Source organism: Citrobacter freundii complex sp. 2024EL-00216, from assembly GCF_043945515.1.
Lineage (GTDB): Bacteria > Pseudomonadota > Gammaproteobacteria > Enterobacterales > Enterobacteriaceae > Citrobacter > Citrobacter portucalensis.
The window spans coordinates 233,164-255,348 of the sequence record NZ_JBIMRA010000006.1; the positions used below are offsets into that span (position 1 = coordinate 233,164).

At 52.8% G+C, this 22,185-nt stretch carries 22 protein-coding genes, 1 pseudogene and 1 riboswitch; of the genes and pseudogenes, 9 read left to right on the forward strand and 14 right to left on the reverse strand.

Annotation, left to right across the window (positions count from 1 at the left end; all coding sequences use genetic code 11):
- Window positions 1–5: 5 nt before the first annotated feature.
- The 5 genes from ACHHZ7_RS10355 to ttdA form a co-directional block, all read right to left on the reverse strand.
- Window positions 6–308, reverse strand: coding sequence for an urease subunit gamma (locus ACHHZ7_RS10355; protein WP_003024678.1), 303 nt, complete (start codon window positions 306–308; stop codon window positions 6–8).
- Window positions 309–318: 10 nt separating this feature from the next.
- Window positions 319–1,143, reverse strand: coding sequence for an urease accessory protein UreD (locus ACHHZ7_RS10360; RefSeq protein ID WP_202960863.1), 825 nt, complete (start codon window positions 1,141–1,143; stop codon window positions 319–321).
- A 123-nt stretch (window positions 1,144–1,266) separates the two neighbouring features.
- Window positions 1,267–2,730 (reverse strand): anion permease, encoded by a 1,464-nt coding sequence (locus ACHHZ7_RS10365; RefSeq protein ID WP_008785842.1) that lies wholly within the window; start codon window positions 2,728–2,730, stop codon window positions 1,267–1,269.
- Window positions 2,731–2,778: 48 nt separating this feature from the next.
- The gene (gene ttdB / locus ACHHZ7_RS10370) at window positions 2,779–3,384 is read right to left on the reverse strand and encodes a L(+)-tartrate dehydratase subunit beta (protein WP_003828447.1); all 606 of its coding nucleotides are present in this window, start codon (window positions 3,382–3,384) and stop codon (window positions 2,779–2,781) included.
- The gene (gene ttdA / locus ACHHZ7_RS10375; RefSeq protein ID WP_003828445.1) at window positions 3,381–4,289 is read right to left on the reverse strand and encodes a L(+)-tartrate dehydratase subunit alpha; all 909 of its coding nucleotides are present in this window, start codon (window positions 4,287–4,289) and stop codon (window positions 3,381–3,383) included. Before ttdA ends, ttdB begins: the two co-directional genes overlap by 4 nt.
- A gap of 213 nt (window positions 4,290–4,502) precedes the next feature.
- Between ttdA and ACHHZ7_RS10380 the strand changes: the two genes are divergently transcribed.
- A complete protein-coding gene (locus ACHHZ7_RS10380; RefSeq protein ID WP_032945042.1) occupies window positions 4,503–5,444 on the forward strand; it encodes a LysR family transcriptional regulator in 942 nt (313 codons plus the stop codon).
- A 31-nt stretch (window positions 5,445–5,475) separates the two neighbouring features.
- Here the strand turns inward: ACHHZ7_RS10380 and plsY are convergent, their stop codons facing one another.
- Entirely contained in the window at window positions 5,476–6,093 is a 618-nt protein-coding gene (gene plsY, locus ACHHZ7_RS10385) for a glycerol-3-phosphate 1-O-acyltransferase PlsY (protein WP_003828443.1), read from the reverse strand.
- A 106-nt stretch (window positions 6,094–6,199) separates the two neighbouring features.
- Here plsY and folB point away from each other — a divergent pair, with 106 nt between their 5' ends.
- Both folB and bacA read left to right on the forward strand, forming a co-directional pair.
- Complete coding sequence (gene folB / locus ACHHZ7_RS10390; protein ID WP_003024659.1) at window positions 6,200–6,568, forward strand: bifunctional dihydroneopterin aldolase/7,8-dihydroneopterin epimerase; 369 nt, start codon at window positions 6,200–6,202, stop codon at window positions 6,566–6,568.
- Window positions 6,569–6,654: 86 nt separating this feature from the next.
- Complete coding sequence (gene bacA, locus ACHHZ7_RS10395) at window positions 6,655–7,473, forward strand: undecaprenyl-diphosphate phosphatase (protein ID WP_060683215.1); 819 nt, start codon at window positions 6,655–6,657, stop codon at window positions 7,471–7,473.
- A 109-nt stretch (window positions 7,474–7,582) separates the two neighbouring features.
- On the opposite strand, the gene ACHHZ7_RS10400 is transcribed toward bacA, so the two are convergent.
- Entirely contained in the window at window positions 7,583–8,818 is a 1,236-nt protein-coding gene (locus ACHHZ7_RS10400; protein WP_032945041.1) for a multifunctional CCA addition/repair protein, read from the reverse strand.
- A 62-nt stretch (window positions 8,819–8,880) separates the two neighbouring features.
- Complete coding sequence (locus ACHHZ7_RS10405) at window positions 8,881–9,501, reverse strand: TIGR04211 family SH3 domain-containing protein (RefSeq protein WP_003828434.1); 621 nt, start codon at window positions 9,499–9,501, stop codon at window positions 8,881–8,883.
- Window positions 9,502–9,742: 241 nt separating this feature from the next.
- On the opposite strand from ACHHZ7_RS10405, the gene ACHHZ7_RS10410 reads away from it, so the two are divergent.
- The 3 genes from ACHHZ7_RS10410 (at window position 9,743) to hldE (ending at window position 15,504) form a co-directional block, all read left to right on the forward strand.
- The gene (locus ACHHZ7_RS10410; protein WP_048236782.1) at window positions 9,743–11,044 is read left to right on the forward strand and encodes an inorganic triphosphatase; all 1,302 of its coding nucleotides are present in this window, start codon (window positions 9,743–9,745) and stop codon (window positions 11,042–11,044) included.
- 126 nt (window positions 11,045–11,170) lie between these two features.
- Window positions 11,171–14,011 carry a bifunctional [glutamate--ammonia ligase]-adenylyl-L-tyrosine phosphorylase/[glutamate--ammonia-ligase] adenylyltransferase gene (gene glnE, locus ACHHZ7_RS10415; protein WP_395149034.1) on the forward strand — a complete coding sequence of 947 codons (2,841 nt, stop codon included), beginning with the start codon at window positions 11,171–11,173 and terminating at the stop codon, window positions 14,009–14,011.
- 59 nt (window positions 14,012–14,070) lie between these two features.
- A complete protein-coding gene (gene hldE, locus ACHHZ7_RS10420; protein ID WP_060683217.1) occupies window positions 14,071–15,504 on the forward strand; it encodes a bifunctional D-glycero-beta-D-manno-heptose-7-phosphate kinase/D-glycero-beta-D-manno-heptose 1-phosphate adenylyltransferase HldE in 1,434 nt (477 codons plus the stop codon).
- A 111-nt stretch (window positions 15,505–15,615) separates the two neighbouring features.
- Here the strand turns inward: hldE and ACHHZ7_RS10425 are convergent.
- A pseudogene (locus ACHHZ7_RS10425) lies at window positions 15,616–15,744 on the reverse strand (hypothetical protein); the annotation flags it as partial.
- Between the two features lie 128 nt (window positions 15,745–15,872).
- Between ACHHZ7_RS10425 and glgS the strand changes: the two are divergent.
- The gene (glgS, locus tag ACHHZ7_RS10430) at window positions 15,873–16,079 is read left to right on the forward strand and encodes a cell surface composition regulator GlgS (RefSeq protein ID WP_008785836.1); all 207 of its coding nucleotides are present in this window, start codon (window positions 15,873–15,875) and stop codon (window positions 16,077–16,079) included.
- 33 nt (window positions 16,080–16,112) lie between these two features.
- Here glgS and ubiK read toward each other — a convergent pair whose 3' ends face one another.
- On the reverse strand, window positions 16,113–16,409 hold the full coding sequence (ubiK, locus tag ACHHZ7_RS10435; protein WP_020996337.1) for a ubiquinone biosynthesis accessory factor UbiK: 297 nt from the start codon (window positions 16,407–16,409) through the stop codon (window positions 16,113–16,115).
- Window positions 16,410–16,541: 132 nt separating this feature from the next.
- Window positions 16,542–16,691: riboswitch (FMN riboswitch) on the forward strand.
- 106 nt (window positions 16,692–16,797) lie between these two features.
- Here ubiK and ribB point away from each other — a divergent pair.
- Complete coding sequence (gene ribB / locus ACHHZ7_RS10440) at window positions 16,798–17,451, forward strand: 3,4-dihydroxy-2-butanone-4-phosphate synthase (protein ID WP_003828424.1); 654 nt, start codon at window positions 16,798–16,800, stop codon at window positions 17,449–17,451.
- Between the two features lie 84 nt (window positions 17,452–17,535).
- Here ribB and dsbI read toward each other — a convergent pair whose 3' ends face one another.
- The 3 genes from dsbI to ACHHZ7_RS10455 are packed head-to-tail and all read right to left on the reverse strand — an operon-like array spanning window position 17,536 to window position 20,716.
- Window positions 17,536–18,213: a protein-disulfide oxidoreductase DsbI gene (dsbI, locus tag ACHHZ7_RS10445; protein ID WP_060683218.1), complete on the reverse strand. Its 678-nt coding sequence runs from the start codon at window positions 18,211–18,213 to the stop codon at window positions 17,536–17,538.
- Between the two features lie 14 nt (window positions 18,214–18,227).
- Window positions 18,228–18,896 (reverse strand): thiol:disulfide interchange protein DsbA/DsbL, encoded by a 669-nt coding sequence (locus tag ACHHZ7_RS10450; RefSeq protein ID WP_060683219.1) that lies wholly within the window; start codon window positions 18,894–18,896, stop codon window positions 18,228–18,230.
- A gap of 23 nt (window positions 18,897–18,919) precedes the next feature.
- On the reverse strand, window positions 18,920–20,716 hold the full coding sequence (locus tag ACHHZ7_RS10455; RefSeq protein WP_192464006.1) for an aryl-sulfate sulfotransferase: 1,797 nt from the start codon (window positions 20,714–20,716) through the stop codon (window positions 18,920–18,922).
- A 397-nt stretch (window positions 20,717–21,113) separates the two neighbouring features.
- Here ACHHZ7_RS10455 and ACHHZ7_RS10460 point away from each other — a divergent pair, with 397 nt between their 5' ends.
- On the forward strand, window positions 21,114–21,290 hold the full coding sequence (locus ACHHZ7_RS10460) for a hypothetical protein (protein ID WP_071845265.1): 177 nt from the start codon (window positions 21,114–21,116) through the stop codon (window positions 21,288–21,290).
- 65 nt (window positions 21,291–21,355) lie between these two features.
- Here ACHHZ7_RS10460 and zupT read toward each other — a convergent pair whose 3' ends face one another.
- Window positions 21,356–22,129 (reverse strand): zinc transporter ZupT, encoded by a 774-nt coding sequence (gene zupT / locus ACHHZ7_RS10465; RefSeq protein WP_003024600.1) that lies wholly within the window; start codon window positions 22,127–22,129, stop codon window positions 21,356–21,358.
- Window positions 22,130–22,185 lie beyond the last annotated feature (56 nt).

A 22,185-nucleotide genomic window follows, 5' to 3' on the forward strand; every position in this document is an offset into this window, starting at 1 on the left:
GCTCCTTAGACGATCGGATTGTGGACGGTGACCAGCTTCGATCCGTCCGGAAATGTGGCTTCAACCTGAATATCCGGGATCATCTCCGGTACGCCTTCCATCACCTGATCGCGGCGCAGGACGTGACGCCCGTCTTCCATCAGTGCGGCCACGGTTTGCCCGTCCCGCGCCCCTTCCATGATGAAAGCGCTAATCAGCGCCACCGATTCCGGGTAGTTCAGCTTCAGCCCGCGGGCCAGGCGACGTTCCGCCACCAGCGCGGCGGTAAATAGCAACAGCTTGTCTTTTTCTCTGGGAGTCAGTTCCATAAGGGTTCTCTTAGGTTTGCCAGATTCGCGGGAGTACGGGCGCTTTGTGTGTCAGCAGCGGGCGCAGAAATTGCCAGATGTCGCGCATAACGCGCTGGACAACCAGGTTGTCGTTAGCAAGAAAACGGATTGTCAGCAGCGAATCGTTAAGCGTTGCCCCGGCGTAATCGCCAAGCGCCGTAAGCCGCTCCCGCGTGCCCTCGAGCATATGTTCGCTGGCCGGATAACACAGCAACGTGCCGACCCAGGGATGATGTGCGACGCCGCTCAGATTCCCCTCCTGCAACTGCAAGCGTTCTATCAGCAGTGGCTGCCCATCTCGCCATACTTCCTGGCGGTTTTGCAGCGTGCCGTAACTGAAGGTCTCCTGCATAACCGGTCGGCCAAGACACAGCAGATCCCAGGCCAGCAGGCGGCTTGCGGATGTCAGATGAAAGACGGTCTGAATAGCGGCGTTGGCGCCGGGAAAGAGGATCGTATCCTGCGGCAGCCACTCCAGCGTCGCGTGGGGTGCGAGGGTAAAATGCTGGCGCAGCAATGCCTGCGGTCCACGGCTGCGGTAAAACTTTCCCGCGCCAGGCTGGGTGATTAACGCGTGGCTGTTTTCGTCGAGCGTTACGGCGATATGGAGCTCATCCCCGCCGACGATCCCCGCCGGTGGATGAAGCAAATAGAGATGGCATACGTCCTCTTCCGGGTAAAACGGGCGTTGAACCGTCAATGGACCATGATGACGCGCCGAGGCGAGCACCGTTTTGTGCCCGGTGCAGGTAAAATGCAGATCCAGTTCGGCCTGCCAGCCCCGTGTGAGTGTCTCGTGCGCAACCGTGTCCAGAGCGTTTCCCCTATCAGCATGAGGGTGTTTGCATACAAAAAAGTATGCCTCAGCGCATCGGGAAATCGATCATATGAGAAGCTTATGGATAAAGGGGCGACAATACGTCGCCCCACCAGGGTTTTACAGTAAAACGAGGGGCATCCAGACCAGACCGGTAATCACCAGTAGCACGAGGAAAATCAGGCCAAAAATAGCACCGAGTCGCCAGTAATCTACCGTTGGTAAATAGCCGCTGCCGTAGTAGATAGGGCTAGGGCCGGTGGCGTACGGGGTCAGAATGCTGCCCAGACCAATGGCGGCGCCGACCATCAGGCAGAAGACCGGTAGCGGGATTTCCGGCATCGCCAGCGCGGCGGCAATCATCATCGGTGCGAGGGCGGAGGTATAGGCCGTGGCGCTGGCAAAGAAGTAACGCAGCAGATAGAACACCACGATCAGCGCTACCATCACCATCATCGGCGAATAACCGCTCAGCCCGTTTGCCAGCAGCTTGCCGAACCAGGTAATAAAACCGGTGTTATTGAGCCCGGTGGCCAGCGTGATCAGCGAGGCCAGCCAGAAAAAGACGTTCCATGCGGCTTTATTGCTGACGATGTCATCCCAGCTAATGATGCGCAGTACCAGCATCAACGCCACCACGCTGTATCCGACCATCGCGGCGTCAATATAATCGCCGCCGAAGATCCACAGCACAAGCGCGCCGACCATCAGCACCAGCATCTTTTTCTCGCGAGCGCAGAGCGGTCCCATCGCTTTTAGTTCAGTATCCGCCCAGCGTGGAACCTGATCGCCGGATTTCAGCTCCGGTGGATATAACACGTACGCCAGCCACGGCACGATCAGCACCAGTAAAATGCTCAGCGGCAGCATGCCTAAGAACCAGTCACCCCAGCTCAGCGCGGTGTGGGATGCGCCTTTCATCAGACCGATCAACAGCAGGTTCGGCGCCATTGCCGTTAAGAAAATGGCGCTAGTAACGCAGTCAGCGACAATGCCCATCCACATGATGTACGAGCCAATAGAGCGTGAACTGGCGCTATTGGGTTGTGAGTTATACAGCGGCGGCAGGTTGCGGATAATCGGGTAGATTATTCCGGCCCCACGGGCGGAGTTGGAAGGTGTGACGGGAGCGAGGATAAGTTCGGAGAACATCACCGCATAGCCGAGAAACAGCGTCCTATGCCCCATCTTTTTCACCAGCATCAGCGCGATTCGCCGACCGAGTCCGGTTTTCTCATAGCCCGTGCCAAACATAAAGGCCGCGAAGATCAGCCAGATGACCGAGTTTGAAAAGCCAGATACCGCCCACGACAGCGATTTGGCGGTAAATTTAAAACCGTCCTGCGCGAGTTGCTCCGGGCTGAACAGCAGCCACGGTGAAAGGACGGCGATGATCGAAATGCCAATCATCGCCACTACCGCGCCCGGTACAGGTTCCAGAATAAGCCCGACAATCACACCGGTAAAGACGGCAAAATAGAGCCAGGTGTGGCTCTCAAGACCGGTGGGGACGGGTAGAACAGCAATAATGGCGATGACCACCAGCGGAGCCAGGTATCGCCACCAACCAGCTAAAGGTGCCATTGTTGTATCCCTACGAAAGGGGAGAGGCGTAGCGCCTCTCCGGGAGGGTTATTTGATGTAATGCACGTGCTCGCAGATTTCATCGACGATAGGGTCGCGACGTTCAGCGAACAGCTTTTTGTTTTCAGCGATCAGGTTATTGCCGTGGGTATCGATGGAAACGATCAGCGGGCCGAACTCTTTTACCCGACACACCCACAGGGACTCCGGCATGCCGAGTTCCGTCCAGTGCACCTCTTCGATCTCCTCAACCTGGGTTGCCGCCACGACTGCGCAGCCTGCCGGGAAGATGACGTGCAGCGCTTTAAACTGCTTGCAGCCTTCTTCCGTCAGCGGTCCCATGCCGCCCTTGCCGACCACCAGTTTGACGCCAGTCTGTTCGATAAAGTCTTTCTCAAACGCTTCCATACGCATGCTGGTGGTTGGGCCGACGGAAACCATTTCCCATTTTTCACCGTTCTTACGTACGATCGGGCCCGCGTGGAAAATGGCTTTGCCGTTCAGGTCATAAGGAATCGGGCGCTTCAGTTCGATCAGGCGGCGGTGGCAAACGTCACGGCAGGTCACCAGCGTACCGGTCAGGTAAATGACATCGCCAACGCGAATGTCTGCCAGATCTTCGGCTTTGATCGGGGTTGTGAGGATCTTTTTCATAACGCGCTCCGGGTGTGAGACAGGTTTTCGAAGGAGAGGTCAGCATGAACCAACAGCGTGCCGCGACGGTGGGCCCAGCAGCCAGTAGAGACGGCAACGCCGATAGTCGACGGGTGGCGCGCGGCGGATTCGATATGCACGCCCATCACCGAGCTATTACCGGTCAATCCTTGCGGACCAATGCCCAGACGGTTAAGTCCTTCTTCCAGACGCAGTTCCAGCTCGGCCGCTTTCGGATTCGGATGACGTGAGCCGATAGGGCGCAGCACCGCTTTACGAGAAAGAACGGCGGCGGTTTCTACGGAGGTGGCAATACCTACACCCACCAGCACTGGCGGACAGGCGTTGACTGCCAGCGTGGAGATATTTTCAAAAACAAATTTCACCACACCTTCGTAGCCCTCAGAAGGCATTAACACTTTCGAGCGTCCCGGCAGCGTACAGCCGCCGCCTGCCATGTAGACTTCGATTTCCGCGTCATCGTTATCAGGGATGATGTCCCAGGTGACCCACGGCACACCGGTACCTGTATTTTTGCCGGTATTCACTTCGTCAAAAATCTCGACCGCGTTATGGCGCAGCGGCGCTTTTACCGTGGCGTCTTCAACGGCCTGCTTCAGAATGCTTTGCAGTTCGCCGAGGAGCGGAAAACGGGAACCGACCTTCACGAAGAACATAATCTCGCCGGTGTCCTGACAGGCTGGGCGGTTCAGGTCGATAGCTTTCTGCATGTTGTCAAACATGGTGTGGTAGATGATTTTACCCATCGGCGAGGTTTCGCCTTCACGCAGCTGTTTTAATTTATCCACGACGTCATCGGGCATGCGGGTAGAAATCATGGCGGTAAAATCAGCGACAATGTTCGTCAGCGTATTTATCGCATTTTGGTTATTTTGATTGCTCATCTTGTTAACTCCAGTTCTTTTATTTATCTGGAAATAAATTCTCCGCCACAAACTACCACTAAAAATGTGGGTTAATATTATTTGCCACTGTGAATATCTAATTAACAGTTCGTGAATGATGTCCGGATAAGGCAATAAAAATTGCGCAAAGGCAGGGTTTAAGACGCATGAGAGAATTACACTGCGGTGAACAACATTACGGATAGACCGATCATGCTGAACACGTATCCCCTGGCGAAAGACCTGCAGGTGTTGGTTGAAATTGTGCATAGCGGCAGCTTCAGCGCTGCCGCCGCGACGCTGGGGCAAACGCCGGCGTTTGTGACAAAACGCATTCAGATCCTAGAGTCCACGCTGGGGACGACGCTGCTAAGCCGCTCTGCGCGTGGTGTAGCGCTCACGGAGAGTGGTCAACGTTGCTATGAACATGCGCAGGCGATCCTCGCGGGCTATCAGCATCTGGTCGATGACGTCACGCAACTCAAAACGCGCCCGGCAGGGATGATTCGTATCGGCTGTAGTTTTGGCTTTGGGCGCAGTTATATTGCACCGGCAATTACCGAATTGATGCATAGCTACCCTGAATTACAGGTGCATTTTGAGCTTTACGATCGGCAAATTGATTTGGCACAGGATAATATCGATTTGGATATTCGTATTAATGACGAGATACCGGATTATTATATTGCGCATTTGTTAACGAAAAACAAAAGAATATTGTGTGCGGCCCCACCGTACTTACAAAAATACGGTGAGCCGATGACGTTACAGGAATTAAGTCGTCATGATTGTCTGGTCACCAAAGAACGCGATATGACTCACGGGGTGTGGGAACTGGACAATGGTCAGGAGAAAAAGTCGGTCAAGGTGGCGGGACATCTTTCCTCTAACAGCGGTGAGATTGTGTTGCAGTGGGCGCTACAGGGAAAAGGGATCATGCTGCGTTCTGAATGGGATGTGCAGCCGTTTCTGGCCAGCGGTGAACTGGTGCGTGTGCTGCCGGACTATGCGCAGAGCGCTAATATCTGGGCGGTTTATCAGGAGCCGCTGTATCGCAGCGTGAAGCTGCGCGTGTGCGTGGAATTTCTGGCGACGTGGTGTCAAAACCGATTAGGCAAACCGGTGGAGGGGTATCACATCCCCCACGCCGGATAAGACGCCGTTGCGTCGCTATCCGACAATAAAATCACTCGGGGTCTCGTTCGCGTTTTTTCTTCAACTTGGTCCAGATCTTCGGCTCCTGACGACGCCACAGACGCTGAATGTTGTCATGGTGACGAAGCAGAATTAAGCACGACAGCATGGACACCGGGAAAGTGAACTGGGGATTGAACCACCAGACGTAAAAAGGGGCGATCAACGCGCTGACGATAGCGCCTAACGACGAGTAGCCGCTCAACAGGACGGTCAGCAGCCAGGTCCCGGCCATCACGCCGGTTAAGTCCCAACCAATCGGCGCAATCGCGCCAAAAGCGGTGGCAACGCCTTTCCCACCTTTAAAGCCGAAGAATACCGGCCAAATGTGGCCCAGACAGGCGGCGATTGCGATCAATCCCAGCCAGAAGGGGCTGACGCCTAGCGCATAGGCACCCCAGACGGGTAACATACCTTTCAGGACGTCGAAAATCAGTACCGCGACGGCGGCTCCCTTGCCACCGATGCGCAGCACGTTTGTCGCGCCCGGATTCCCAGAGCCGCTGTCGCGCGGGTCCGGCAATCCAGCAAGGCGGCATACCAGAATAGCACTGGAAATTGAGCCACAGAGGTACGCGAAGATAATCATTCCAGGCGCGATTGCACTCATAAGCTGTTCCGTTTTGAAAATGTCGTGTAAAACGCTACTTCTGTGGATAATACGCATATTTCGCCGGAAGTGGTATCCGGGTTAGCCAAAAAGCAGGCAGGTCGTGATGGATATTGTATTTATAGAGCAACTTTCTGTAATCACCACTATTGGTGTTTACGACTGGGAACAAACGATCGAACAACGGTTGGTGTTCGATATCGAAATGGCATGGGATAACCGCAAATCGGCTAAAAGCGATGATGTGGCTGATTGCCTGAGCTATGCTGATATTGCTCAAACGGTTGTTAATCATGTGGAAGGTGGGCGCTTTGCGCTGGTAGAACGGGTTGCGGAAGAGGTGGCGGATCTGCTGCTTAGCCGCTTTAATTCTCCCTGGGTACGGATCAAACTCAGTAAACCTGGCGCGGTAGCCCGTGCGGCGAACGTCGGGGTTATCATTGAGCGTGGCAATAATCTGAAAGAAAATAATTAATTTAATAATTTCTAAAACAAACGGGTATAAAAGGGTCCTTTCGTCGGCTCTTTTTTGCCGTGGTTTCTCTATCTAGGGGTTTATTAATGAGTGATATGCACTCGCTGCTGGTGGCGGCAATTTTGGGTGTGGTCGAAGGATTGACGGAATTTTTACCCGTTTCCAGTACTGGCCATATGATTATTGTTGGCCACCTGCTGGGTTTTGAGGGTGACACTGCAAAAACATTTGAAGTGGTGATTCAGCTGGGCTCTATTCTGGCGGTGGTGGTGATGTTCTGGCGACGTCTGTTTGGCTTGATCGGCATTCACTTCGGCAAGGCTCCGCATGAAGGCTCTGGCAAAGGTCGGTTGACGCTGGGACATATCCTGTTGGGGATGATTCCAGCCGTGGTACTGGGGCTAATCTTCCACGACACCATCAAATCGCTGTTTAACCCGATCAACGTGATGTATGCGCTGGTGGTGGGTGGTGTACTGCTGATTGCCGCAGAATGCCTGAAGCCGAAAGAGCCGCGTGCGCCGGGTCTGGATGATATGACCTGTCGCCAGGCGTTTATGATTGGCTGTTTCCAGTGTCTGGCGCTGTGGCCGGGTTTTTCTCGCTCCGGGGCGACGATTTCTGGCGGCATGCTGATGGGCGTGAGTCGTTACGCGGCCTCTGAATTCTCCTTCCTGCTGGCCGTACCGATGATGATGGGCGCGACGGCGCTGGATCTCTACAAGAGCTGGTCTTTCCTCAGCGCATCAGATATCCCGATGTTTGCAGTCGGATTTGTGACGGCGTTTATCGTGGCGCTGGTAGCGATCAAAACCTTCCTACAACTGATTAAACGCATCTCGTTCATTCCGTTTGCGATTTACCGCTTTATTGTGGCGGCTGCCGTTTACGTCGTGTTCTTCTGATGTCTTACCGTGGTGCCGGATGGCGGCGTTCTGCCTTATCCGGCCTACGGGTTATATCCGTTTCGAACCTGTAGGCCGGATAAGCACAGCGCATCCGGCAACGCAGTGTCTACGCTTTCGGGCACCGCTGCTCCTTCCAACTGGCTACCGCCGCGATGCGACGCCGGGTCAGTTCTTCACGAATTGCCTGACCTTTGAATCCAGCTTCAACCACGTCTTTCGTTGGTACCGCCTGTGCAACCTGCCAGGCTTCGCGCAACAGTCTGCCTTGCGGATAATCTGCCGCTTCAAAACCGGTTCGCCCACGCACATCGGCCTCGCTGGTGAGGGCGATTTGCTCCACGCGCTGCGGTTTGCGCCAGGCATCGATGGAATCAAACAGCTTAACGATGGTTTTCGGCTGCAGGATCGGGAAGGTATGAATGAGGTCGTGGAACTCGGAAACCAGTTTGGCTAAATCACGGATGTCATTCGGCACGCGCAGGCGTTGGCACAGTTGTTCGACAAGCTTAACACCTGCCGGACCGTGGCCGTGATGGCGCGGCCACAGCGCTTTAGGCGTCAATGCCTTGCCAAGATCGTGGCACAGCGTAGCAAAACGCACGTCGACCTCCGGACTTAACATGGCTGCCATCGACAGCGTCATCAGCGTGTGAATGCCGGTATCGATTTCCGGATGCCACTGCGCGGGGGCAGGAACGCCAAACAAAGCATCCACTTCCGGAAACAGGACGCGCAGTGCGTCGCAGTCGCGCAGGACCTGGAAAAATACCTGTGGGTTACGGGTGGTTAATGCGCCTTCGGTTTCTTTCCACACCCGCTCTGGTGTCAGATGCTCCAGTTCACCAGCGGCGGTCATGTCACGCATTAGCGTCATGGTTTCGTCAGCAATCCGAAAACCGAGGTGCGCATAGCGGGCAGCAAAGCGTGCCACGCGCAGCACGCGCAGCGGATCTTCGCTAAAGGCAGATGAAACATGGCGCAGCAGACGGTTTTCCAGATCGTCGCGTCCGTTATACGGGTCGATAATCTCCCCGTCGTCATCGCGGGCGATTGCGTTGATGGTCAGGTCACGACGCTGAAGATCGGCCTCCAGCGTGACATCTGCGGCGGCATAGCAGGTGAACCCGGTATACCCCGAGCCTGACTTACGTTCGGTACGCGCCAGCGCATACTCTTCGCGGGTTTGCGGATGCAGAAACACGGGAAAATCGCGGCCTACCTGCTGGTAGCCCGCGTCGAGCATCTCTTGCGGCGTGGCGCCAACAACAACCCAATCTTTATCTTTAATCGGTAGCCCTAATAACGCATCCCGAACAGCACCACCGACCAGATAAATCTTCACGCCACTTTCCTTTTGAAAACTATGATCCCTTAATCATATGTCAGTGTGGCGGAGAAGGCGATTCAGTTCATCCAGCGATCTTTGCGTTTACGGCTTGGGATCATGTGTGGCAGAACCAGGCCGAGCAGCAGACCAAGACCCAACACGCCGCCACCGTACATAAACCACTGCATGATGATGGTGCGCTGTTTGTCATCAAGCTGAAGGTTGGCTGCGCTGACCTTCTTTTGCGCCACGATAAGCTCGTTTTTCAGCTTCTGGTTTTCTTGTTTCAGCCCGTCGATCACGCTGTCGCTTTGCGCTACCTTTTGCTGCATATCAGCGGTGCGCTGATTCCACGTGGTATCGATATTATTGAGCTTATCGGTCAAGGTCTTAACCTGGTTTTCCAGGTCGGGAACGCGGGTACGCAGGCTCGGCGTACTGTTCAGCTCTTTCAGTGGGATCCAGGCGGTACGTCCGGTGCTGTCTTTCACCTGGCCGTAGTTAGTGTTGGCATCGGTCTGTAATAGCGTGACTTCCTCGCCGGCGTTAACCGTACCCACGAGGCGATAATTATCTCCCGGACCGCTGCGGACCCAGGTGTTCAGTTCGTCAGAGACATAGCGCTTTTCTTCGGCATGAGAGACTGCAGTGGCGCTAAGTGCGAGTAAAGTTAATCCAATCAGGCGTAATTTTGGCATCAGGCTGTCGTTATTGTCATAGAAAGTGGAACGATAGTAGTGGCATCAGTGTCTCTACGCAAAGCATTCGACATCAATCGGAATCATCTGTGTCCTTTTTGCCACCACTTGAAACTTTTACGCCCGTCAAATTGCTCGTTGCATGGCAATTTGGCGCAAAATACTATCTACTGACCATAAAGAACGAACTTAGTTCGCAGTCAGTTTTCTCAACTGTGACATAACCCATAAGTACAAGACCATGGCCCAGGAAATCGAATTAAAATTTATCGTCAATAATGACGCTGTAGATGCGCTACGTGAACGTCTGAATACGCTGGGGGGAGAACATCATGCGCCCAGCCAGTTGCTGAATATCTACTACGAAACACCGGATGCGTGGTTGCGTGGTCACGATATGGGGCTGCGTATTCGCGGTGAAAATGGTCATTACGAAATGACCATGAAAATTGCCGGACGCGTGACGGGCGGACTGCACCAGCGGCCAGAATATAACGTTGCGCTAAACGCGCCTGAGCTGGACCTCACCTTGTTCCCAACGGAAGTCTGGCCTGATGGCGAGCTGCCCGCTGAACTTGCTTCTCAAGTGCAGCCGTTGTTCAGCACCGATTTTTACCGTGAGAAATGGTTGGTTGATGTTGATGGCAGCCGGATTGAAATGGCCCTCGATCTGGGGGAGGTGAAAGCGGGCGAGTTTGCAGAACCTATCTGTGAGCTTGAACTTGAACTGCTAAGCGGCGATACCCGTGCGGTACTGAAGCTGGCAAACCAGCTGGTTTCGCAAACCGGTTTACGCCAGGGTAGCTTGAGCAAAGCAGCGCGCGGTTATCACCTTGCTCAGGGGAATGCGCCGCGCGAACTCAAACCGACACGCATTTTGAAAGTTCCGGCGAAAGCGAGTATTGAGCAGGGGCTGGAAGCGGCGCTGGAGCTGGCATTATCACAGTGGCAGTACCATGAAGAGCTGTGGGTGCGCGGCGTTAAAGGGGCGAAAGCCGAGGTGCTGGCGGCTATGGGCCTGGTGCGTCACATTCTGATGCTGTTTGGCGGTAATGTGCCGCGAAAAGCGAGCGCTCACTTACGTGATTTGTTGACCCAGTCGGAAGCGATCATTTCGTCGGACGTTTCTGCTGTTTCGGCGGTTTACAGCACGCAAACGGCAATGGCCAAGCTGGCGCTGACCGAATGGTTGGTGACCAAAGGATGGCAGCCGTTCCTTGATGCGAAGGCGCAGGGAAAAATTGCCGACTCCTTTAAGCGTTTCTCGGATACCCATCTTTCACGCCATGCCGCTGAGCTGAAGACCGCTTTTGCGCAGCCGCTGGGCGATCAGTACGCCGATCAGCTTCCTCGTTTGACGCGCAACATTGATAGCATGCTGATGCTGGCGGGATACTACGACGAAAATGTCGCATCAGAATGGATCGCCAACTGGCAGGGTTTGCGTCACGCCATTGCGGCCAATCAATATATTGAAATTGAACACTTCCGCAACGAGGCAATCGCGCTGGAACCGTTCTGGCTACACAGCGGAAAACGATAATCAGGGCCGAGGCCTGGATGCCTGATGGCGCTGCGCTTATCAGGCCTACGCGATGTGTGTAACTGTCATGTAGGCCGGATAAGGCTAAACGCCGCCATCCGGCACCATTCAAAGGATAACCCGTAAATGAAGCAGCTCTCTTCACCGTTACAGCAGTACTGGCCGACCGTTGTTGAGCGGCTGCCAGCAGCAATATCTAAGTCCTCGCTTAGCGTTCAGGCGAAGTCAGTACTTACATTCAGCGATTTTGTCCGTGACAGCATTATTGCCCATCCCGAATGGCTGGCTGAGCTGGAAAGCGCTCCCCCCCTGGCGGATGAATGGCAACACTATGCCGACTGGTTACAGCAAACATTGGCTGACGTTAGTGATGAAAACACGCTGATGCGTGAGTTACGCCTGTTTCGCCGTCGCATTATGGTGCGTATCGCCTGGGCACAGACGCTGTCGCTGGTGACTGAAGAGAGTATTTTGCAGCAGCTAAGCCATCTGGCTGAAACGTTGATCGTCGCCGCGCGCGACTGGTTATACGCCGCCTGCTGTCGCGAATGGGGTACGCCTTGTAATCCTGAAGGTGTGGCGCAGCCGCTGCTGATTTTAGGCATGGGGAAACTGGGCGGCGGCGAGCTGAATTTTTCCTCCGATATCGACCTGATTTTTGCCTGGCCGGAGCACGGCAGCACACAGGGCGGGCGCCGCGAGCTGGATAACGCCCAGTTCTTTACCCGTATGGGCCAGCGGCTCATCAAGGTATTAGATCAGCCTACAATGGATGGGTTTGTCTATCGGGTGGATATGCGTTTACGCCCGTTTGGAGACAGCGGTCCGTTGGTACTGAGCTTCTCTGCGCTGGAGGATTATTACCAGGAGCAAGGGCGCGACTGGGAACGCTATGCGATGGTCAAAGCCCGCATTATGGGCGATGCCGACGGCACTTACGTCAGCGAGCTTCGTGCCATGCTGCGGCCTTTTGTTTTCCGTCGCTATATTGATTTCAGCGTGATCCAGTCGTTGCGTAACATGAAAGGGATGATTGCTCGTGAAGTGCGCCGCCGTGGCCTGAAAGACAACATCAAGCTGGGGGCGGGCGGTATTCGTGAAATCGAATTTATCGTACAGGTATTCCAGCTGATTCGCGGCGGACGTGAACCGTCGCTGCAATCCCGCTCGCTGTTACCGACGCTTAGCGCCATCAATGCGCTGCACCTGCTGTCTGATACCGATACGGAACAACTGCGAGCAGCCTATCTCTATTTACGCCGCCTGGAAAACCTGCTGCAAAGCATCAATGATGAACAGACCCAAACGTTGCCAGGCGATGAACTGAATCGCGCGCGGCTGGCGTGGGGGATGAACGTTGATGACTGGCAGCAATTAACTGATGTGCTGGCCAATCATATGGACAACGTACGCCGGGTATTTAACGAGCTGATTGGCGATGACGAAGCTGAAACCCAGGAAGAGTCGCTTTCAGAACAGTGGCGCGAACTGTGGCAGGATGCATTACAGGAAGATGACACCACGCCGGTGCTGACGCATCTGGCGGATGACGATCGCCGGCGCGTGCTGTCTCTGATTGCAGATTTCCGCAAAGAGCTGGATAAACGCACCATTGGCCCACGCGGACGCCAGGTGCTGGATCATTTAATGCCGCATCTGCTGAGCGATGTCTGTACGCGTGACGATGCCTCAGTCCCGCTATCGCGCATTACCCCTCTGCTGGTGGGGATTGTTACCCGTACGACCTATCTGGAACTGCTGAGCGAATTCCCCGGGGCGCTGAAGCATCTGATTTCGCTCTGTGCGGCCTCGCCGATGGTCGCCAGCCAGCTGGCGCGGTATCCGCTGTTGCTCGACGAACTGCTGGATCCGAACACCCTGTATCAACCTACCGCGACGGATGCTTACCGTGATGAGCTGCGCCAGTATTTGCTGCGCGTGCCGGAAGATGACGAAGAGCAGCAACTTGAGGCTCTGCGCCAGTTTAAGCAAACGCAGCTACTGCGTATTGCTGCAGCTGATATCGCCGGTACGCTGCCGGTGATGAAGGTGAGCGACCATTTAACCTGGCTGGCGGAAGCTATTATTGATGCGGTAGTCCAGCAGGCGTGGACGCAGATGGTCGCGCGCTACGGTCAACCCACTCATCTTGGCGAACGCGAGGGGCGTGGCTTTGCCGTCGTCGGCTATGGCAAACTGGGCGGTTGGGAGTTGGGTTACAGCTCGGATCTCGATTTGATCTTCCTGCATGACTGTCCGATGGACGTGATGACGGACGGTGAGCGTGAGATTGACGGGCGACAGTTCTATCTGCGTCTGGCGCAGCGCATTATGCACCTCTTCAGTACCCGTACTTCGTCCGGTATTTTGTACGAAGTGGATGCGCGTTTGCGTCCGTCAGGGGCGGCGGGAATGCTGGTGACATCAGCTGATGCTTTCGCCGATTATCAGCGTAACGAAGCCTGGACATGGGAGCATCAGGCGCTGGTGCGTGCTCGTGTAGTGTATGGCGACCCGCAGTTAACCTCTCAGTTTGATGCGATTCGTCGCGATATCATGACCCTTGTCCGCGATGGGAAAACCTTGCAGACCGAGGTGCGCGAAATGCGTGAGAAAATGCGTGCCCATTTGGGCAATAAGCATCGCGATCGTTTTGATATCAAAGCGGATGAAGGCGGCATCACAGACATTGAGTTTATTACGCAGTATCTGGTGCTGCGCTATGCGCATGAAAAACCGAAGCTGACGCGCTGGTCGGATAACGTGCGCATTCTGGAATTACTGGCGCAAAACGACATTATATACGAGCAGGAAGCGTTGGCGCTTACCCGAGCTTATACGACGTTGCGTGATGAACTTCACCATCTTGCATTGCAGGAACTTCCGGGCCATGTGGCGCCGGAGCACTTCGACGCTGAACGTACACTGGTGCGTGACAGCTGGCAGAAGTGGCTGGGTGCCGAGTGAAGTGTGCTATTATCGCGCGCAAATTTTAAGACACTCAGAGAATCTCTTAGGAGACAGGAATGAAAGTAACTCTGCCAGAGTTTGAACGTGCAGGAGTCATGGTTGTCGGTGATGTGATGCTGGATCGCTACTGGTACGGTCCTACCAGCCGTATTTCACCTGAAGCGCCTGTTCCGGTGGTAAAAGTGGATACCATCGAAGAACGTCCCGGTGGCGCAGCAAACGTGGCGATGAACATTGCCTCTCTGGGAGCGAATTCGCACCTGGTGGGCCTGACCGGTATTGACGACGCGGCGCGTGCGCTGAGCAAAACGCTGACGGATGTAAACGTAAAATGCGATTTCGTATCCGTGCCGACCCATCCGACGATCACCAAACTGCGCGTGCTTTCCCGCAACCAGCAGCTGATTCGCCTGGATTTCGAAGAAGGTTTTGAAGGTGTGGATCCGCAGCCGCTGCACGAGCGTATTAACCAGGCGCTGGGTTCTATCGGTGCTCTGGTGCTCTCCGACTACGCCAAAGGCGCGTTGGCAAGCGTGCAGCAGATGATTGCTCTGGCGCGTAAGGCTGGGGTGCCGGTGCTTATCGATCCGAAAGGAACCGATTTTGAACGCTACCGTGGCGCAACGCTGCTGACGCCGAACCTGTCTGAGTTTGAAGCGGTGGCGGGCAAGTGCAACAGCGAAGATGAACTGGTTGAACGCGGCATGAAAGTGATTGCTGATTTCGACCTTTCCGCACTGCTGATCACGCGATCCGAGCAGGGGATGACGTTGCTGCAACCGGGCAAATCTCCACTGCATATGCCGACGCAGGCGCAGGAAGTGTATGACGTGACCGGTGCAGGCGATACGGTTATCGGCGTGCTGGCGGCGACGCTGGCGGCGGGTAACTCACTGGAAGAGGCGTGCTATTTTGCTAACGCCGCAGCCGGTGTTGTCGTTGGTAAGCTGGGGACCTCCACCGTTTCTCCGATTGAACTGGAAAACGCCGTGCGCGGTCGGGCCGATACTGGCTTTGGCGTGATGAGCGAATCTGAGCTGAAACAGGCCGTTGCCAGCGCCCGCAAGCGCGGCGAGAAAGTGGTAATGACCAACGGTGTGTTCGACATCCTGCATGCGGGCCATGTTTCCTATCTGGCGAATGCGCGCAAGCTGGGCGATCGCCTGATCGTGGCGGTCAACAGCGATGCTTCGACCAAACGTCTGAAAGGTGAAACGCGTCCGGTCAACCCGCTGGAACAGCGTATGATCGTACTGGGCGCGCTGGAATCCGTCGACTGGGTGGTCTCTTTTGAAGAAGATACGCCGCAGCGTCTGATTGCTGGCATTCTGCCGGATCTGCTGGTCAAAGGCGGCGACTATAAGCCGGAGCAGATTGCGGGTAGTGAAGAGGTGTGGGCGAACGGCGGTGAAGTGCTGGTGCTGAACTTCGAAGATGGCTGCTCCACGACAAATATCATCAAGAAGATCCAGAAAGACAGCGATAAATAACACCTGAAAAGTTTGCCGGATGGCGGTGTAAACACCTTATCCGGCCTACGTGACGTAACGTTTGTAGGCCGGATAAGACGCTTTCGCGTCGCCATCCGGCATTTTTACGTTTTATTCTTGAGCCACAGCGCTACTTTCCACTGATTTTAACAGCTCGGCCAGTGCTGACAGCGAACCGCTGGACAATCCAATTTCACTTAACAGCGAGTCAATCAGCGGCGCTTGTGTACGATAAGGAAGAGTTGTCGGAAACTGTGAACCCGCGCAGTTGTTTTGCGCACAATATGTACAGAATAACTTCGTATCCAGGGAAATACTGAAATTAGAAAAAGCATATGGCCTTAGCAGATATTCAATAACTGGAGGGTATGCTCATGAACAGCAATATGTATTCACTGAACAATTTCGATTTCCTGGCCCGTAGTTTTGCCAGGATGCAGGCTGAGGGCCATCCCATTGATATCCAGGCGATAACCGGGAATATGGATGAAGAACATCGTAGCTGGTTTTGCAAACGCTATGCGCTGTACTGCCAGCAAGCGACGGAAGCCAGGAAGCTAGAACTGGAACACTAACAGAAAAACGGGCCTTGCGGCCCGTTGTCGTTTTTACTCTTGCGGATCAACTGACGGGATCGCGGGGGCAGGCTTAACGTCTGCCGTTTTATCACGTGATTCAAGCTCAGTCAGACGTTGCTCAAGCAGCGCCAGCTTTTCACGCGTGCGCAATAAAACCTGAGTCTGTACATCGAATTCTTCGCGGCTTACCAGATCCAGACGGGTCAGCTGTGACTGCAGCGTTTGACGAATTTTCTTCTCGACGTCTTCGCCAAACTCGCGGATCCCTTTCGGCATCGACTCGTGAACCTGACGAGCAATCTGCTCAATTTTTTTCGGGTCAATCATTGTGGTTTCCCTGAACTGGTACGTGTTGCTGCCTATTGTAGTGCGAACTGGCACAGGCATAAACCAGAATTGTGTGAAGCTAAGACGAGTAAAGGCGTTGATGAAGGTAATCAATAGCGTTATAGTTAACCCGCTTATTCTCAGGGCGGGGCGAAATTCCCCACCGGCGGTAAATCAACTGATGTTGAAAGCCCGCGAGCGCTTTTTGTTACGGCAAAAAGGTCAGCAGATCCGGTGTAATTCCGGGGCCGACGGTTAGAGTCCGGATGGGAGAGAGTAACGATCCAGTCGGGCATGGACCCGCTCACGTTATTTTTTTGCCGCTTAGACGGTACTCCTAAGACTGCCCTGATTCTGGTAACCATAATTTTAGTGAGGTTTTTTTACCATGAATCAGACGCTACTTTCCTCTTTTGGTACGCCTTTCGAACGTGTTGAACATGCGCTGTCTGCGCTGCGTGAAGGACGCGGTGTAATGGTGCTTGACGATGAAGACCGTGAAAACGAAGGCGATATGATTTTCCCGGCAGAAACCATGACCGTAGAACAGATGGCGCTGACCATCCGTCACGGTAGCGGTATTGTTTGCCTGTGCATCACTGAAGACCGACGCAAACAGCTCGATCTGCCAATGATGGTGGAAAATAACACCAGCGCTTACGGTACCGGTTTTACCGTGACCATTGAAGCCGCAGAAGGCGTAACCACCGGCGTTTCCGCAGCAGACCGTGTTACAACGGTGCGTGCGGCAATTAAGGATGGCGCAAAACCTTCCGATCTTAACCGTCCGGGGCACGTTTTCCCGCTGCGTGCTCAGGCAGGCGGCGTGTTGACCCGCGGTGGTCATACTGAAGCAACCATCGACCTGATGACGCTGGCAGGGTTTAAACCAGCCGGTGTGCTGTGCGAACTGACCAATGATGACGGCACCATGGCCCGTGCGCCAGAGTGCATCGAATTTGCCGGTAAGCATAATATGGCTGTAGTGACTATCGAAGACCTGGTGGCCTACCGTCAGGCGCATGAGCGCAAAGCCAGCTAATTGCTGACTACCGCGACAACCGTGGTAGGGATAAAAAAACCGAAGTCAGTTTTCTGGCTTCGGTTTTTTGTTATTGCAGCCTGGCTATTTAGTTCTGGCCAGTTTAAGTGCCCAGGCTCCGCTCATTACCAGCAACAGCACTAAACACAAACCAAAAGCGAGCAGGCAGGCCTGCGCCATATTCATAAAATGCCATGGCGGGAGCAGATACCAGCCTTCGGACTGCTGGTACAGATCGACAAACCACTTTTGCACACTGCTAAGCGCTACGCCATCAGGAACGACAGGTGCGTCATAGCCGCAATCTCCAGTGGGCTTAAACCATTCTGGAGCCCAGTTTGCCAGCGGCAAATTGAAAGGGAATGTCGGATCGGTGGAACATCCCTGTACGCCAAAGAGCGAATCCGGGTCCGGGTTATGTACCGCATAATGAATGCCATTAAGTTTGATGGAGAACTTAATACCTATAATGCTGCCATAAAATGCCGCAATGCAGCCGACCAGTTTTAGAATAAGGTTTTTAGGGTTTATTGCCGCGATCAGCCCACCCAAAACCATCACAAACATGGCAAAGCGGATGTATACACATTGCTCGCAGGGGGCCATGTAGAGATAGATTTGGAAGAACGAGTGCGCCAGAATAATTAACCCACCCATGGCACAAGCCATTAGCAACCACAAAAAGCGTCGCTCCTGCCATCTCACCAGGGTATCAACCGGTGCGGTACATAAGTCTCGCCACAATCCTTTAATAAAAGCCATAGCCGGTTCCCTGTTTATTTTGTCGCCAGCTCTCTGACAAGCTCAGCCATGGAATCAATCGATTTGATGCTTTTGGTGTAGATCAGGTACTTACCATTGACGACGTAAGCCGGAACGCCCTGAATTTTGGCAATATCATAAGCCGCTTTCCATTTTTCCAAGTTCTCCTGGACTACGGGTTCTTTTAAGGCGTTCTCGAAGTCTGCTTGACTCATACCCGCAGCATCCAGCCCTGTTTTGATGAATGAAGCGGGATCTTTACCGTCAGACCAGCGTTCCTTCTTGTCGTGGTAGGCAGTGTAGTAAGCAAACTTGGCTTTTTTAAACTGTGATTTGGCGTCAAACAATGAGACCCCTGCGGCCTGATCCTTCGCAATCATTACTGCAAATACTTCACTGGCCTGTTTGCCATATTTTCCTTTAGTTTCGAGATGAAACGGTGTGAAGGCGACGAGATCGGCAACTTTTTCTGACACCGGGCCGGTCACGGCTTTATCATATTTGTAGCAGAATGGGCAGTCGTAGCTGAATACTTTTATCAACGTCTTATCAGCATTGGGAATCGGTTTCTCCAGTACCATATAGTCAGTACCTTCAGTAAAAGCCGATGCTGCAAATGGTGATACCAGCGCCGCCGTTAATACCACGCTTTTAAATAATGAAGTAATCCATTTAGATGACATAATTAATCCTTAATCTAACGAAATTATTTAAACATTTGTTGTGGGCGAACCAGTAATGCGCGGTAGTGAGTTTGGTTTGGTTTATCGGAAAGGACATCAATTTCGACTTTGACTTCTTTTGTTTTGTAGTCAATTTCGTTGATTTTGCCGATGGTTGGCTGTCCAACGTCAAATAAATTAATAGAACCACCAAATCCAAACATCGTGTCGCGGTCTTTTTGATATTCAATTACCGACGTGATAGGACTGTAGAAATCATAACCGCGCTCTTTCCCGTATTCCCAAACCTGCTGAACGGTTCCTTTTTTCTCGTCAATTTTATATTCGACGAATCGGGAGTATTTCATTGTAGGTAGAGCCGGTTGTTCGAGTCCACGGCCATCGCCATTGTCAAAGATGGTTAGTGTTCCTTTGCTGGAGAGCCAGGCGGTGTGTTGGGTGTAGGTAAAATCGAAATCAGTATTCTCGCACTTACCGTTTTCATCACACTTCAGCGCGTTGCCCTTATCATCAACCGGTTTTAACAGTTTGCTTGCCAGCGCCTTATTCCAGCCTTTAGACGGTGCCAGGATCCATTTAACCTGTTTATCACGACCGATTTTGACGACACCCTGATGGCGGGAAGAAAGAATGATGGAGTCATCTTTAGCGTCATAGGCAATGGAGTTTACGTGAGCCCAGTTACGGCCCGCACCAACGCCGAGGGCGTCACCATAGGGGGTATCTGGCTCCAGTTTCGCCTGTTGACCTGCGTGAGCGAGATCCACGTTGACGCATACCGCGCCTGCGTCCAGAGCACCCAGCAGCGCGTCACGCATCGGGTCGAGAATTTGTGTCAGATCCCATACGTCAACAACACGTCCAGATTTATCGACTTCAATAATCTGGTCGCGGATGGTATGTACGTGAAGGCCATCTTCTTTGCGATAATCGCGTTTACCCACGCGAAGCAGTACGGTGCCGTTCACTGTTTCGACCGACTCATGTGAAGCATCCAGGAATCCGCGAGGCAGCTTATGGTCGGCAAGAATTTGCCCCAGCATATCGAATTCATACCAGTGCTGGCCCTGGACGGCGGTGAAGGTGCCTCGCGGTGTTTCACGAATACCCATCAGGTAGCCGCGCTTGTTGATATCCATGTCATGGCCGTCATAGAAGGTGTCCTGATCCAGCCACCACCGATATTCACCTTCCGTATCGATGACAAAGGTAAAGGGTGCGATATCAAAGGGGAGTGCGCCGCCAGCTGGACCCGCATCCAGGATGCCGGCATTTTTATCTTTTTCACCATGCCAGTGGAATTCCGCCCCCTGCGGGGTAAAGGTGTGGGTATTCACCAGATAAAGACGATCTTCAAAACCCGGTGCTACTTTAATCACTTTTGTTTGCTGTAAATCAGATATTGAGCGGTTATCCATGTAGTGATTTACGATGGCGGAAGTTTGCACCACATAATCATCTTTCATGGCCTTACCGTTTTCTTTATATTCAACGGTTACCTTATTTGCGAACTTTTGATAAAGGCCAAAAATAGGAATGCCATCGTACGTGGCGAGTGACTCTTTGCCGACGGTATAAGTCACCGGAACGCCTTTTTCACCTTTACCATGGACGGTAACTTTAACATCTGAAATAACGTGGCTATCTAATTCAACCAGCGCAGTAAGTGGGGCATTTCCATAAGGGTCAACTACTATTGCGCCCAATTTTCCTGCAGGTTGGGCCGGTTGAAAACCAGCGGCAAGAGAGTTTCCTGCTGCTAATCCAAATGTCAGTGCCAGAGTCCCTGCCAGAAGTGTTTTTCGGTATTGTGTAAACATGGATATATCTCCTTATATTACCTATAAATATAATCTTGCTGAATATATTATGTTTTTACTGTTTTGATAAAATAAAGCAGCATTGCTAATACTACTTTTGTAATGCATTAATTAATATTGATGAAATGTATTATTCTGCAGAAACTAATTTTTATTATTTTTTTTGATAGTATGAGTGAGATATTTTAAGAACAATATTTATTATTGCGTAGTGTGATCTTGTCGACATTGTTTTAATTGTTTATAACGAGTTTGGCTAATAGCGTAGCCGCTGATTTATATGATCGAAATCATATATTTGTTTCTGAAATATGCCACTATATGAGTATGTCAGAATAAGTTTGTGTAAAATTTTAACGTTAAATGTTTAATGATGTTAAATTTTAAGGGTAAAAGAATGTTTATTGCCTGGTATTGGATTGTATTAATTGCACTCATTGCGGTGGGTTATTATTGCCATATGAAACGTTATTGTCGGGCATTCCGCCAGGACAGAGATGCCTTACTTGAAGCGCGAAACAAACTCTTTCGTCGCGCTGGTGAAGATAACAGCGCGATTAAGGAACAGGATTAGTCCTTCATATTCTGCTATGGATGAGCGGATGCTGTAAATTTGCAGGGTGGCATCCGCCCTCTGGATTATCCGATTCCCATTGACTGGAGGATGACGAGGCTTAATCCCATCACCGACATTCCACATAACACCCCATAGCTGGGATTATTATTGGGATCGATCTCTTTTGCCAACGGCATCAATTCATCGACGGACAGCGCCACCATAATACCTGCGACTGCCGCCATTATTGCCGCCATCACCACCGGTGATATCAGGCTACCGAGAATTAACCACGCCAGTACGCCGCCCAGTATTTCTGCCATACCTGAAATCCCTGCCCAGAATATCGCCGTACGTTTGGAGCCTGTGGCGGCATAGACGGGACCCGCCACCGCTAATCCTTCAGGAATATTGTGCAATGCAACAGCGAGGGCAATACCAAAGCCCAGCTCAAGGTTGCTACTGGCGGTAACAAACGTCGCAATCCCTTCAGGAAAGTTGTGCAGGCTGATGCCGAGCGTTAATAAAATCGCGGTGCGTTTAATAGAGCCGGGTAGAGGCTGCGTTGTTTTTTGTACCAGATCCTGAGGGTGCGCGTGCGGCAATAGACGGTCCAGGCCAAAGTAGCCCAGTAAGCCGACGATAAACATTCCGTAGCCCAGCACTGGCGACATACCTTCAGCGGCCAGCGCAGCAGGTAGCATCTCCATAAGGGAGATCAGTAACATAATCCCGGCGGCGAAGCCTAAAGAAAAGGCGAGAACGCGGTTAGACGGTTTTTGCCCTAACACGCCGAGAAATGCGCCGATAAACGTGGCGGCACCTGCCAGTAAAGTCAGAAGTAAAGGTACTGACATCGACAAATAAAACTCCTTATCAATCTGCTGTCCGGGTTAGATCGTCAAAATAACTG